The organism is Arthrobacter sp. 3Tela_A (assembly GCF_049311025.1).
GTDB lineage: Bacteria > Actinomycetota > Actinomycetes > Actinomycetales > Micrococcaceae > Arthrobacter_B.
In genome coordinates this window covers 1-12,729 of sequence record NZ_JAXIOM010000013.1, presented here as the reverse complement: position 1 = coordinate 12,729, position 12,729 = coordinate 1, and the positions used below count along the sequence as shown (strand labels likewise).

Here is a 12,729-nt window from a genome sequence, read left to right as displayed (position 1 = left end):
AAAAGCTCGAAAGCTAGTTCGACCCGCTCACCGGAACATCGACGATTCCGGTGAAGCGGGAGCCAACACCCTCATATTCACTGCGGACGCTGCCTTCAGGAACTGCCGGCAGTTCCCGGCCGCTGTGGTCGTCACAGGCCACAAAAGTAAACTCCGGCCACCACTTCTTCGGACGGGCCGTTTCGCGGAAACCGCACACCGCGCATTCCAGCTGTACCCAGACGGGCCGCTTGCCGGTGCGGTTGGCGCGCGACTGTGCCAGCCAGGCCGGAGGATTGGCGTCGAGCTCGTTGAGCTCGGCCTGTTCCAGCCGCGCCGGGATGCCGTGCTTGGCGGCCATTTCGAGCGGAATATCAAGGTACTGGGCTGCCTGGCGTCGAGTAATCATCACTTCAACGATACGGCCGGGGGGGGGGGGGGGGGGGGGGGGGGGGCGGGCGCCCCGGGCCGCAGGTTTCGCAGCCCTTAGCTGCCGGAACCTAGTCTGCCTCGGCGAAGGCCTGCCGCAGATTCGCTTCCTGGTCCTTGGAGAGGTTGGTGGCGATCAGCGTCGCACCCGGGAAGCCATCCTTGAAGGCATCAAGGACCCTGTCCTCCACAGCATCGGAGGAGAGCACAAACAGGGCCGAGGTGCCCGGAGTGACTTCCTGGCGGACCTGCTTGATGAAATTGTCGTCGATGCCGACGTCCACCATGGAGCCGGTCAGGGCACCGATAGCAGCTCCGACAGCTGCACCAATCAGCGGGATGAAGAAGATCAGCCCAAACAGCAGGCCCCAGAAACCTCCTCCCAGGGCGCCGGCGCCAACCATGTTGTGCTCCTGGATGGTCCGGGGCTTTTTCTTGTCCTGGGGCCAGGTGACAATGGCCTCGTCCTGCACGGTGATGAGGCTCTGGGACTCAAGGCTGGCCAGGGTTTGCGTTGCCCTTTCAGCTGCGTCCGCGTCGGGGAATTTCCATACGGTAAGTGTTGCCATGGCAGATGCTCCAAACAGTTGGGATCCAGGCACTATCCGGCGTGTGCCGGGCACACGGACGGTTAGAGTAGGTGCCACGCTAGCCAGCGCCGGCCGCCCGCGGCAAGGGAACAGGGCCCGGGAAGCCCGCTGCCGCCCAAGTCTTCCCGCTGTCTCTGTCCCGCAGGGTTGTGCGGTCGTAGACTCAGTTCTGCGGCACGCCCGGACCGCCGACCCAGGAGCCTGAATGAGGGACCTTTCCCGCCCGGCATGGTGGACCAACGCGGTGGTCTACCAGATCTATCCGCGCAGTTTTCAGGACACCACGGGCGACGGCATCGGTGACCTGACCGGCATCATCAGGCGGCTGGATTACCTGCAGGAACTCGGGGTTGACGTTCTCTGGCTTTCCCCAATCCACGAGTCCCCGCAGCGGGACAACGGCTACGACATCAGCAACTACTGGAAAGTTGATGCGTTGTTCGGCACAGAGGATGAATTCGACGAGCTGCTCTCCGAGGTTCATGCCCGCGGCATGAAGATGATCATGGACCTGGTCATCAACCACACCTCCACTGACCACGATGCTTTTCAACGGTCCGTCTCCTCCCGTGAGAGTATTTCCCGGGACTCCTACTACTGGCGTGATCCGCGCCACGGGTTCCGCGGCGGCGAGCCCGGTGCGGAACCCAACAACTGGGGATCCCTTTTTGGCGGCTCAGCGTGGACGTGGCATGAGCCCACACAGCAGTACTACCTGCATATCTTTTCGCGCCACCAACCTGATTTGAACTGGGCTAGTACCCGGGTCCGGAACCGGGTCTACACGATGATGAACTGGTGGATGGACAGGGGAATTGACGGTTTCCGGATGGACGCCGTGAACTACATATCCAAGGATCAGCGCTTCCCTGACAGCATGATCCAGTTTGGCGGCGTGTGGGGCGACGGTGCTCCCTTCTACACCTCGGGGCCCCGGGTGCATGAGTTTGTGCAGGAGATGATGCGTGCGGTGTTTGCACACCGCAGCGGGGACTATCTGGTTGTTGGGGAAACCACCGGAGCAACCGTTGAGGAAGCACGGCTGTTCACCGATCCCTACCGGAATGAGCTGGACATGCTGTTCCAGTTCGAACACGTGAACCTGGACCACGGACCGGGCGGCAAATGGGACCGTCGTCCGGTAAACCTGCGGGACCTGAAGACCAGCTGGAACCGCTGGCAGCACGGTTTGGCCGAGCGGGGCTGGAACAGCCTGTACCTGAGCAACCACGACCAGCCACGCCATGTGTCCCGGTACGGGAACGACGGCGTCTTCCGCTACGAGTCAGCCACTCTGTGGGCGACCCTGCTGCATATGCAGCGCGGAACGCCCTTCATCTATCAAGGGGAAGAAATCGGCATGACGAATGCCGGCTTCGCCACCATTGAGCAGTACCGTGACGTTGAATCCCTGAACTACTACACAGAGTCCACCGCAAGGGGCATGGATCCTTCGGCGGCCCTGGAGATCCTCCGGCACGCCAGCCGGGACAACGCCAGGACACCCATGCAGTGGACCCCGGGACCGGGTGCCGGGTTTACGGACGGAGTGCCCTGGATCGGGATCGGCCCCCGGTATAAAGAAATCAACGTGGAACGCGACCAGGCCTCGGAAAAATCGGTCTTCCGCTACTACCGGCAGCTCATCCGGATGCGCCACGAACTGCCGGTTGTCGCGACAGGGGACTTCCAGCTCCTCCACGCCAACCATCCGGCCCTTTTCGCCTTCAGACGCAGCCTGGGGGAGATGAGTCTGGGCGTCATGGGCAACCTCTCGGGCCGGGATCTAGCCGTGCCGGCGGACCTCCAACAGGGTGAGCTGATCCTCAGCAACTACGGACCCGGCCGGCAGGAGACAGTCCTGGGGCCCTGGGAAGCCCGCGTGGTGGACATCAGCGGGCAGCCATAAGCCCTGTCCAGCGGGAGGCCGCTGGACAGGGAGCGGTGAAGCGGCGAGTCACTCAGCGGTGAGCGCCGCCCCGTACAGCTCAAGCAGCCGTGCCGTTCCGCCGCTGGCCATGGCACAGCGCTGGCGTTCCGCACCGGTACCGGATTCCCAGATGTCCTGAAGCCCGGCACGTACCCAGTCCGTGTCATTCTCGGCGTCGAGTGCACCGGCAGTGAAGTCCAGCAGGGCCTGGATCCTCTCCTTCGCCGGAACCAGCGCGGCACTCACCGGATCCACCAGCTTGCCGGTCAGTCCTTCACGGGCGGCCTGCCACATGGCAGCATCGAGCAGCTCGGATTCGGGCACCGGACGGTCAATCCCGCGGGCTGCCTCGTCGACCGCGGTACTTACCAGCCCCCGGATCAGGGCGGCGATCAGGACGGAATCCCGGGCCCGCAGCTGGGCATCACCGGCGCGTACCTCCAACGTCGGATATGAATCAGAAAGCCGGGCCATCCAGGTCAGCACACCCCGGTCGAGGATGGCGCCGGTGGACACCAGCTGTGCAACCCGGCGTTCGTAGTCCGCTGCGTCCTGGAACGTGGGAGGGCAGCCCTGGACCGGCCAGCGGCGGTAGTGGACTACGCGCCAACTGCCGAAGCCGCTGTCCCGGCCCAGCCAGTAGGGGGAGTTGCAGCTGAGGGCGACAATGGCCGGCAGCCATTCCCGGATCCTGTTCAGTGCCTGGACCCCGGCCTCGCGGTCCGGGATGGAAACGTGGACATGGAGGCCGTTCACGAACTGGTCCCCGACGATCCCCGGAGCGCTGTCCCGCAGCTGACGGTAGCGTTCCTTGTCCGTCAGCTCAGGGTAGTGGTCTTCGATGACCGGCGCGGAGGCCGTTCCTGAGGCCACCACCCCTGCCTTGCGGGCTGCTGTTTCAAGCTGGCCGCGGAAGTTCAGCAGGTATTCCTCAGCCTCCGTCAGAGTGGCCGAGACCGGCGTGGCGGTTTCAATCTGGCAGCTGAGCAGTTCACGCTGGATTTCGCCGTCCGTGACCCGGGGCGAGCGGTGCAGATAGCCTGCGACTTCCCCGGCCTTGTGCACCGGAAGCCCGGTGACCGGGTCCAGCAGCAGGTACTCTTCCTCGATGCCCAGTGTCGCCATGCATCCCTCCAGATCTTTTCCGGCTGCAGGCATCCACCTGCAGCACTTCCTCGAAAAGACTAGGGCCGAAGGGCACCCCGAAGCCAAATGAGAAGCAGGCTGAGGTTTTGTTGCGGCGTTACGCTTCGGCGGTCAGGGCCGACCCGAAAAGGCTGGTAAGCCCGTCCCAGCCCCCGGAAGCGTATGCGGCACGCTGGCGTTCCGCGCCCGTTCCGGAAACGAGCATCCGCTGCACCCCGCGGTGGACATAGTCCAGGTCTCCGCTGTCCTCCAGCGCCGGACGAATGTGCTCCAGCAGCATTCCTACCTGGTCCGCTGCAGCGGATGAATCGCCCATGGCCCCCATCAGCCGTCCCCCCAGCCCGTACCTCGCCGCCTGCCATAGTCCGGCGTCGAGCAGCTCGGGTTCAGGGGCAGGCCCCGGGGCCGCCGTGGCTGTTAGAACCAGTCCGCGCACCAGGGCCGCCAGCAGCACGGAATCAGCGGCCTCGAGCTGCGCATCACCCACCCGCACTTCCACGGTGGGGTAGCGCTGGGACAGCCGGGCCGCCCAGCCGATGTGTCCGGCGTCCAGAACAGCATCAGAGTCGAGCAGGCGGGTCAGCCTGCGGTCGTAGTCCGCAGCGTCCGCAAACTCCGGCGGGCACCCCTGCACGGACCAGCGGCGGTAATGGATCAGCCGCCAGCTGGCGAAGCTGGTGTCCCGCCCGCGCCAGAAGGGGGAGTTGCCGCTCAGCGCCGCGAGTGTGGAGAGCCAGGGGCGGAGCCTGTTCAGCGCAGCGATGCCGGTTTCGCGGTCGGGAACTCCAACATGGACGTGTGTGCCGTTGAGATAGTGCTCCCCGGCGACCGCCCCGGTCAGCGAGCCCATCGCCTGGTAGCGCTCGGTGCCGGATACTTCGGCGGGACTGTCCGCAATGCGCGGGGCGGCCCCGGAGAGCACGACGCCGATTCCGGCCTCTGTTACGGCACCGGCTATCGCGGTGCGTGCGCTGAGCAGGGAAGCGGCTGCCTCCTCCACCGTCTCGCAGATGACAGTGGAGGTTTCAAGCTGGCAGGCGAGGAACTCCGCCTGCCCGGCTGGTGCGGGTGTGCCCGGGGGCAGGACGGCAGGGGCAGCGGCAAGGGCTCTGGAGATTTCCGCAGCGCGGGGGGCCGGGAACCCCGTGGCCGGATCGACGAGCAGGAACTCTTCCTCGATGCCGAACGTCGCCATGCGTTGCCCCTGGTCGCCGAAGAATCCGGGAGATGCCTGCCCGTCGGCTCAGTTTAGAGCAGGTCCCGGTGCGGCCGGGAGGGGGTTGGAGGAACTATCCGTTGCATGGGGCTCAGGGCCGGACCGCACGCCAGGTAAAGGTGAGATATGGCAGCTGCAGCTCTTCGCCCGGAGCGTGCCCAAGGTGGTCGTGGAGGTACCAGGAGAGGTTGGCCAGGACCTTGGCCCGGGTGGGCTCTGAGGCAGAGAGGTAGTAGGCGCGGGACTGGGCAAGTTCCGCCAGGTCTTCCGGCGTCATGGCCGCCGACCAGGAGGTGGTGTGGAATTCCTGCAGCTTCAGCTGCGTCCCCAGGGCGGGGCGGAAACCCGGCCGCAGAACGTCGCCGGCGTGGATGATCCGGGAAAACCGGTGCACCCAGGGCACGCTGACATCCAGCTGGTTCCAGATCAGTCCGGCAAAACCCCCGGGAGCGAGGATCCGGTTGAACTCCGCGGCCGAAGCAACCGGGTCGCACCAGTGCCAGGCCTGCGCCACGGTGACTGCGTCGAAGGATGCGTCCGGAAGACCCGTGTGCTCGGCCGTGCCCTCGGTTACCGGAACTGCGGGCAGCGACCGCGAGAGCTGGGCGAGCATGTCCGCCGAAGGATCAACGGCGTGAACCCGGAAGCCTGCTGAGGCGAGGGCAGCCGTGTACTTTCCCGTCCCGGCGCCGATGTCCGCCACCGAGACGGACGCAGCAGCTCGTCCGGCGATCGAGGGAACGTCGAAGAGCCATTCCACCGCTTCAACCGGGTAGCCGGGGCGGATCCGGTCATAGTGTTCGGCACCGGTGCGGTAGCTGCCGCCGAGCTGCCGGCGGCGCAGACCGTCGAGCTTGGGTCCGCTGGAAGCCAAATCAGTCCTGGAAAAGGTCGTCAAGGTCGGGGTTGAGACGCTGCAGTACTTCGTTGTGAAGCATGCCGTTGGTGGCCAGGGCATTGCCGCCGAAGGGGCCGTCTTCGCCTTCGAGGGAGGTGAAGCGGCCGCCGGCTTCGGTCACGATTGGAACCAGTGCAGCCATGTCGTAGAGGTTGAGCTCGGGCTCGCAGGCAATGTCCACCGCGCCCTCAGCCACCATGCAGTAGGACCAGAAGTCGCCGTAGGCACGGGTCCGCCACACGGACTCAGTCAGGCCCAGGAACTCGTCCAGGGTCCCGCGCTGCTTCCAGCCGGTGAGGCTGGAGTAGGACAGGGACGCGTCGCCGAGGTTGGAGACATCCGATACCCGCAGCCTGGTTGCCGACGCCAGGGAACGGCCCATGTAGGCGCCGGTGCCCGTTGCGGCCCACCAGCGTTTGCCCAGCGCGGGTGCACTGACGACGCCGACTACCGGAACGCCGTCGTCCACCAGCGCGATGAGGGTGGCCCACACGGGGACGCCGCGCACAAAGTTCTTGGTGCCGTCGATCGGATCGATGATCCAGCGCCGTGGCCCGGAGCCGGTTGAACCGAATTCCTCGCCCAGGACGGCGTCGCGCGGCCGGGCACGGGAGAGCTGGCCGCGGATGGCGTCTTCGGCTGCCTTGTCTGCGTCCGTGACGGGTGTCAGGTCCGGCTTGGTCTCGATGCGGAGGTCCTGGGCCTTGAACCTGGACATGGTCTGGTCGTCCACGGAGTCGGCCATTACATGGGCGAGACGCAGATCATCGTTGTAGTTCTGAACGAACGGCATACTTCAACTTATCGCTATTGCCGCTGCGCTGCCCACGTTTACGCGGGCGCGCGGCGTGTGCCTGCCTGGAAGGGGCTCCAGGATGTGCTTACTGGGTTCCCAGTTCCTTGGCCTGGGCACGGTTCTCCGTGCGCAGCCCGCCCGATCCCAGCAACCGGCGCAGGGAGGCCAGCCGGGCGGGACCGGCAGCCCCGGCGCTGCCCGACTCAACCCAGGCGTCAAGGCCGCAGTTCACGGCGTCGTCGTCATGGCGGCAGCCGCGTTCGCAGGCTTCGGTGCCCGGTTCCAGATCGGGGAAGGCGCTGAGGATCCGGTCCGGATCCACGTGCGCGAGCCCGAAGGAGCGGATGCCGGGAGTATCGATGATCCAGCTGCCCGCCGGGGCGTCCTGGACCTTCAGCGCGAGTGCAGACGAGGAGGTGTGCCGGCCGCGGCCGGTCACGGCGTTGACTCCGCCGGTGGCGCGGCGGGAGCCGGTCAGCGCGTTCACCAGCGTGGACTTCCCGACGCCGGAGTGGCCCACCAGGACGCTCACCTTGCCCAGCAGGTGCTCGTGCAGGGCCGCGACGGCGCCTCCTGACAGCCGGGCGGAAAGACCGTCGTCGGATTCCGAATCGACGCCCGCGTCCTCGTCCGAGGCCGTGCGGCTGATGAGGACCTTCAGGTCCAGGTGCTCATAGTTGGCCAGCAGCTCGGCCGGGTCCTTCAGGTCTGCCTTGGTGATGCAGAGCAGGGGAGAGATGCCGGCGTCGTACGCCGCCACCAGGGCACGGTCGATGAACCCGGTGCGCGGCTCCGGATTGGCAGCGGCGACCACGATCACCAGCTGGTCAGCGTTGGCCACGACGACGCGTTCCACCGGATCCGTGTCATCGGCAGAGCGGCGCAGCAGGGTTGCCCGCTCATTGACCTTGACCAGCCGGGCGAGGCTGTCCGGAGAGCCGCTGACATCGCCGACCAGTCCCACCAGATCTCCGGCGACCACGGGGGTGCGCCGCAGCTCCCGGGCCCGGGCCGCGGTGACGATCCGTTCCTGCGGGGTGTCTTCGTCCACGATCGCGGTGTAGCGGCCGCGGTCAACGGTGATGATGCGCCCGGTGACGGCGTCTTCGTGGGCCGGACGGTCCTTGGTGCGGGGCCGCGAGCCCTTTTTGTTCGGGCGGATGCGGACGTCTGATTCGTCCCAGCCTGAGGTGCCTCGTGCCACGGCTACTCCTCCCGCGCCGCCGTCGGCCCGGTTCCGGCCACGAGGGCGGTCCAGAGCTGCGCGAATTCGGGCATGGTCTTTGATGTGGCTGCGATGTCCTCCACCACGACGCCGGGGACCACGAGTCCCAGGATCGCTCCGGCGGTGGCCATGCGGTGGTCCGCGTAGGTGCCGAAGATCCCGCCGTGCAGCGGAGCCGGCTGAATGGACAGGCCGTCAGCTGTTTCCGTGACGTCCCCGCCCAGAGAATTGATTTCGGTCTTCAGTGCCGCCAGCCGGTCAGTTTCGTGTCCGCGGAGGTGGGCAATGCCGGTGAGGACCGACGGCGAATCCGCCAGTGCGCAGAGCGCAGCGACGGTCGGGGCAAGCTCGCTGGTGTCCGCGAACGTGCCGCCGCGGATTTCTCCGGTGCCGGTCACTGTCAGCACGCCGTCGGCCAGCTCGGCGGTGGCACCCATCTGCGGAAGAATGCTCCGCCACTTATCGCCCACCTGGGTTGTGCCGGACGGCCAGCCGGGAATGCTTACGCTGCCGCCGGTGGCCACAGCGGCTGCCAGGAACGGACCGGCGTTGGAAAGATCGGGTTCAATGTCCACGTCGAAGGCCTTGATGGGCCCCGGTGCCACCTGCCATTCGTTGGGCACTGAGTCCTCCACCTCCACACCGCACTGGCGCAGCACCTGAATGGTCATCGCGATGTGGTCAAGGCTGGGAACGGTGTCCCCGGTGTGGATCAGATGCAGTCCATTGGTGAAGCGCGCGCCGGCCAGGAGAAGGGCGGAGACAAACTGGGAGGAGGCACCGGCGTCGATCTCCAGCCGTCCGCCGGGAACGCTGCCGCGTCCGGTGACGCTGAACGGCAGGGCGCCGCGTCCGCCGTCGTCCACCTCAATGCCCAGGCCGCGCAGGGCCTCGATGGTTGCCCCCATCGGGCGCTGGCGGGCGTGCGGATCACCGTCGAAAGCGGCCGTGCCGGTGCGCAGGGCGGCAAGCGGCGGCACAAAGCGCATCACCGTTCCGGCCAGGCCGCAGTCAACTTCCGTGTTTCCGGAAGCGGACGCCGGAAGCGGCTCAACCAGCAGGTCGGGACCGAACGGTCCGCTGCCGGGAGCTTCGGTGACCTTGGCGCCGAGGGACCGCAGCGCCGTGACCATCAGGGCGGAGTCACGTGAGTGCAGGGGCGCGCGGAGGCGGGAAGGTCCGTCGGCCAGTGCGGCCAGGACCAGGTAACGGTTGGTGAGGGATTTGGAGCCTGGAACCCTGACCACCCCGGTAACGGGGCGGCCAGGGGTGGGGGCCGGCCAGCCTTCAGCGACGGGCGCGGATGTTTCAGTCATGGTGCTTAGGAACCTGCAATATCTGATGCGGCGCTGCGGACGGCGCGGTCTGCCTTGGCCAGCTGCTTACGGGTCTGCTTGGTGACCTTGCGGGAACGGCGGCCGGCGTCCTTGCCCATGGCCCGCACGCTGCGCTGTGTGTCCGAGACCAGGTGCTCGGCCCGCCAGGCCAGTCCGGGACGGCCGTTGGTGTCCACTGCGGCAAGCAGGACGCCGCCGATCAGGGACATGTTCTTCAGCAGCTGGGTGCGGCGTTCCTTGCGGCCTTCGGCGGTGGTGGCATCGCCGTTGCGGTATTCCACCAGCGTGTTCACGCCTGCGGTGGCTGCCAGGACAAGTCCTGCGAGCCGGGAGAACTTGCCCAGGCCCAGCATGGCTGCAGCGCCGAGCTGGGTGGCGCCGAGGACCCGGGCGACGGCGGCCGGGTTCTCTGCGAGGCCTGCGGCGGACGGCACTGCCGAGCCCAGCCGGTTCAGGGTGGGGGTGAGCTGCTGGGCGGTCTGCTCGGCGTTGCGCAGCCGCTCCACACCCGCTGCCACAAAACCGGCGGCGAGGAGCGGGCGGGCTAGGGTTCGGACAATGCTCATGCGTGGCCTCCTGGGTTACGCCGGACCGGCGTGCGTTCAAAGATGATACGGCTGTGTCTCGCGGGACACGCCGTACGCAACGGATACCCCTAGTCTGGCACCTTTGGTGCCCTTGTACACCTCAGGGCCTTTAACGCCGGCGAAGCTCCAGCCGAGGAATATCCGCAGGCGGGCGGCCGTTATGGCTCATGTCGGTCCTGCACCGGCAGGGCCGGCGCGCACGCCGCCGGGCAGTCGGAAACGGAGTCGGAGGCTAAGGATGGCGGGTTCGCTGGTCCAGGAACGGAACACGGCAGAGGGGGCCGTGCCCGGGTTGCTGGCGCGTACACGCCCCTTACACTTGGACTTAATGAGAACTGATGTGCCGGAAGGCAGCCCACAGGTGGAAGATCCGGGCCTCGACGTGGCTACCGAGCCGGAGGAGGCCCGCAAACTGCGGTTCGAGCGCGATGCCATGCAGTACGTGGACCAGCTCTATTCGGCTGCCATGCGCATGGCCCGCAACCCGGCCGATGCCGAGGACCTGGTGCAGGAGGCCTACACCAAGGCTTTCTCGGCATTCCACCAGTACAAGCCCGGGACCAACCTGAAGGCCTGGCTGTACCGGATCCTGACCAACACGTATATCAACCTGTACCGCAAGCGCCAGCGCGAGCCGCTGCAGGCAAATTCGGACGGCGTGGAGGACTGGCAGCTGGCCAGGGCAGCTGAGCACAGCTCCTCCGGTCTGCGTTCAGCCGAGGCTGAAGCGCTGGACCACCTGCCCGATTCCGACGTCAAGAGTGCGCTGCAGGCCATCCCGGAGGAGTTCCGCCTGGCGGTCTATTTCTCCGACGTCGAAGGCTTCGCGTACAAGGAAATTTCAGAAATCATGAACACGCCGATCGGCACTGTGATGTCACGGCTGCACCGCGGACGCAAGATGCTCCGCGAGCTGCTGGCCGAGTACGCCTATGAACGGGGCATCAAGGGCAAGGCACAGAAGGCTGCCTCCGGAGCGGCGGAAACCGAGAATCAGGGGAAAACACTATGAGCGATTGCCAGAGCCTGGGTGATTGCGATGACGCACGCATCGAACGGCTGTATGAATACCTGGACGGTGCGCTCTCGCATAAAGACCTGGTGGAAATCAAGGAGCACCTCGACGGATGCCCGGAATGCGCCGAGGAACACGACCTCGAGTGTGTGATCCGCTCGGTCGTAAAGCGTTCCTGCACGGAAGAAGCGCCGCAGACGCTGAAGGCGAATATCCTCGCAAGGATCAGCCAGATCCAGTCGGCGGACCACTAGCCTGACGTAAAAAGGAAACCCCCGCTGCCGGAAGGCTGCGGGGGTTTTCTTTCGTTAGCGCGGAAAATCCGGCCAGACGCCCGAACTTAAGTGTTGGGACGCTTGCCGTGGTTTGCGCCGCCGCGCTTACGGTCACGACGCTTGCGTGCTCGCTTGCTCATGGCTGCCTCCTTCTTTCGCTTTCAAGTTCTGCCCTTCAGTCTCCCACACACTGCGCCCGTTGGCATAAATGCAGGCCCGCTGCATGCGCGGCCGCGCCGGCGCTTCGCCTAGGATGAATCAACCAAGCGACCAAAGGAGTTCATCATGCGAGCCGTGTACGCCCAGTCCCAGTCCCAGGAGGACCCGCTCAGCGGCCTGGTGGTAGGTGAGCTTCCCAGCCGTGAACCGGAGCCGGGCTTCCGGCGTGTGCGGGTGAAGGCATCGGCACTGAACAGGCACGACCTGTGGTCCCTGCAGGGCACGGGCCTGCCGGCTGACCGCCTGCCGATGGTCCTGGGCTGCGATGCCGCGGGAGTGGACGACGACGGCAATGACGTAATTGTGCACTCGGTGATTTCAACTCCCGGCTGGGACGGTGACGAAACCCTTGATCCCCGCCGCACCTTGCTCTCCGAGCGCTACCCGGGCACCATGGCAGACGAGGTCTGGGTTCCTGAACGCAACCTGGTTCCAAAGCCTGCCCAGCTGAGCTTCGAGGAAGCTGCCTGCCTGCCCACGGCGTGGCTTACGGCCTACCGCATGCTCTTTACCGTTTCACCTGCTGCTCCCGGATCCACGGTGCTGATCCAGGGAGCCGGGGGAGGGGTATCAACGGCCCTGACAGCGCTTGCTTCGGCTGCGGGGTTCCGGGTCTGGGTGGCCGGACGCAGCCCGGCCAAACTCGAGGACGCACGGCGGCTGGGCGCTGAGGCGGTCTTTGAATCCGGTGCCCGGCTGCCAGAGCGCGTGGACACTGTGTTTGATTCGGTGGGTGAAGCGACCTGGAGCCATTCGCTGAAGGCCCTCAAGCCCGGCGGAGCCCTGGTGACCTGCGGTGCCACGTCCGGTCCGAACCCTCCGGCCGACCTGAACCGGGTTTTCTTCCTGCAGCTAAAGGTCCTCGGTTCCACCATGGGCACCCGCGCCGAGCTCCAGCGCCTGGTCCAGTTCCTGCTGGCCACGGGTGTGCGTCCAGAGATCGACTCGGTGCTGGGGCTTGAGGATGCTGCCAAGGGATTCCGCCGGATGCACGACGGCGCTGCCACCGGAAAGATCGTCTTCCGGCATTAGCGGGGTTCGGATCCGCAGACAGAAAAGGCGGGCGCCAACCCGCGCCCGCTTCTCT

The 12,729-nt window shown here is 66.2% G+C and carries 14 protein-coding genes; 4 read left to right on the top strand and 10 right to left on the bottom strand.

The genetic code is table 11. The annotated features are described in order from the left end of the window. Positions 1–13: 13 nt before the first annotated feature. Together TVC13_RS06070 and TVC13_RS06065 are read right to left on the bottom strand one after the other, a co-directional pair. Positions 14–388: a hypothetical protein gene (locus tag TVC13_RS06070; protein WP_422400332.1), complete on the bottom strand. Its 375-nt coding sequence runs from the start codon at positions 386–388 to the stop codon at positions 14–16. Between the two features lie 91 nt (positions 389–479). Next, positions 480–977 (bottom strand): DUF1269 domain-containing protein, encoded by a 498-nt coding sequence (locus TVC13_RS06065; protein ID WP_422400331.1) that lies wholly within the window; start codon positions 975–977, stop codon positions 480–482. A gap of 226 nt (positions 978–1,203) precedes the next feature. Between TVC13_RS06065 and TVC13_RS06060 the strand changes: the two genes are divergently transcribed. Continuing rightward, entirely contained in the window at positions 1,204–2,907 is a 1,704-nt protein-coding gene (locus tag TVC13_RS06060; protein ID WP_422400330.1) for an alpha-glucosidase, read from the top strand. Positions 2,908–2,955: 48 nt separating this feature from the next. Here the strand turns inward: TVC13_RS06060 and TVC13_RS06055 are convergent, their stop codons facing one another. From TVC13_RS06055 to TVC13_RS06025, 7 genes are all read right to left on the bottom strand, one after another. After that, complete coding sequence (locus TVC13_RS06055; RefSeq protein ID WP_422400329.1) at positions 2,956–4,053, bottom strand: carboxylate-amine ligase; 1,098 nt, start codon at positions 4,051–4,053, stop codon at positions 2,956–2,958. A gap of 118 nt (positions 4,054–4,171) precedes the next feature. Further along, the gene (locus TVC13_RS06050) at positions 4,172–5,269 is read right to left on the bottom strand and encodes a carboxylate-amine ligase (protein WP_422400328.1); all 1,098 of its coding nucleotides are present in this window, start codon (positions 5,267–5,269) and stop codon (positions 4,172–4,174) included. Positions 5,270–5,381: 112 nt separating this feature from the next. Beyond that, positions 5,382–6,164: a class I SAM-dependent methyltransferase gene (locus TVC13_RS06045; protein WP_422400327.1), complete on the bottom strand. Its 783-nt coding sequence runs from the start codon at positions 6,162–6,164 to the stop codon at positions 5,382–5,384. Between the two features lies 1 nt (position 6,165). After that, positions 6,166–6,981 carry a histidinol-phosphatase gene (gene hisN, locus TVC13_RS06040; protein WP_422400326.1) on the bottom strand — a complete coding sequence of 272 codons (816 nt, stop codon included), beginning with the start codon at positions 6,979–6,981 and terminating at the stop codon, positions 6,166–6,168. 88 nt (positions 6,982–7,069) lie between these two features. After that, positions 7,070–8,188, bottom strand: a complete 1,119-nt coding sequence (gene rsgA, locus TVC13_RS06035) for a ribosome small subunit-dependent GTPase A (RefSeq protein WP_422400325.1) — start codon at positions 8,186–8,188, stop codon at positions 7,070–7,072. Between the two features lie 2 nt (positions 8,189–8,190). After that, the gene (gene aroA, locus TVC13_RS06030) at positions 8,191–9,525 is read right to left on the bottom strand and encodes a 3-phosphoshikimate 1-carboxyvinyltransferase (protein WP_422400324.1); all 1,335 of its coding nucleotides are present in this window, start codon (positions 9,523–9,525) and stop codon (positions 8,191–8,193) included. A 5-nt stretch (positions 9,526–9,530) separates the two neighbouring features. Then, entirely contained in the window at positions 9,531–10,112 is a 582-nt protein-coding gene (locus TVC13_RS06025) for a DoxX family membrane protein (protein WP_422400323.1), read from the bottom strand. Between the two features lie 259 nt (positions 10,113–10,371). Here TVC13_RS06025 and TVC13_RS06020 point away from each other — a divergent pair, with 259 nt between their 5' ends. Next, entirely contained in the window at positions 10,372–11,145 is a 774-nt protein-coding gene (locus tag TVC13_RS06020) for a sigma-70 family RNA polymerase sigma factor (RefSeq protein WP_422400322.1), read from the top strand. Then, positions 11,142–11,402, top strand: a complete 261-nt coding sequence (gene rsrA, locus TVC13_RS06015) for a mycothiol system anti-sigma-R factor (protein WP_422400321.1) — start codon at positions 11,142–11,144, stop codon at positions 11,400–11,402. The genes TVC13_RS06020 and rsrA overlap by 4 nt, the downstream gene beginning before the upstream one ends. Before the next feature lie 86 nt (positions 11,403–11,488). On the opposite strand, the gene TVC13_RS06010 is transcribed toward rsrA, so the two are convergent. Then, positions 11,489–11,563 (bottom strand): 50S ribosomal protein bL37, encoded by a 75-nt coding sequence (locus tag TVC13_RS06010; protein ID WP_369299106.1) that lies wholly within the window; start codon positions 11,561–11,563, stop codon positions 11,489–11,491. A gap of 145 nt (positions 11,564–11,708) precedes the next feature. On the opposite strand from TVC13_RS06010, the gene TVC13_RS06005 reads away from it, so the two are divergent. Beyond that, positions 11,709–12,674, top strand: a complete 966-nt coding sequence (locus TVC13_RS06005) for a zinc-binding dehydrogenase (protein ID WP_422400320.1) — start codon at positions 11,709–11,711, stop codon at positions 12,672–12,674. Positions 12,675–12,729: the final 55 nt, after the last annotated feature.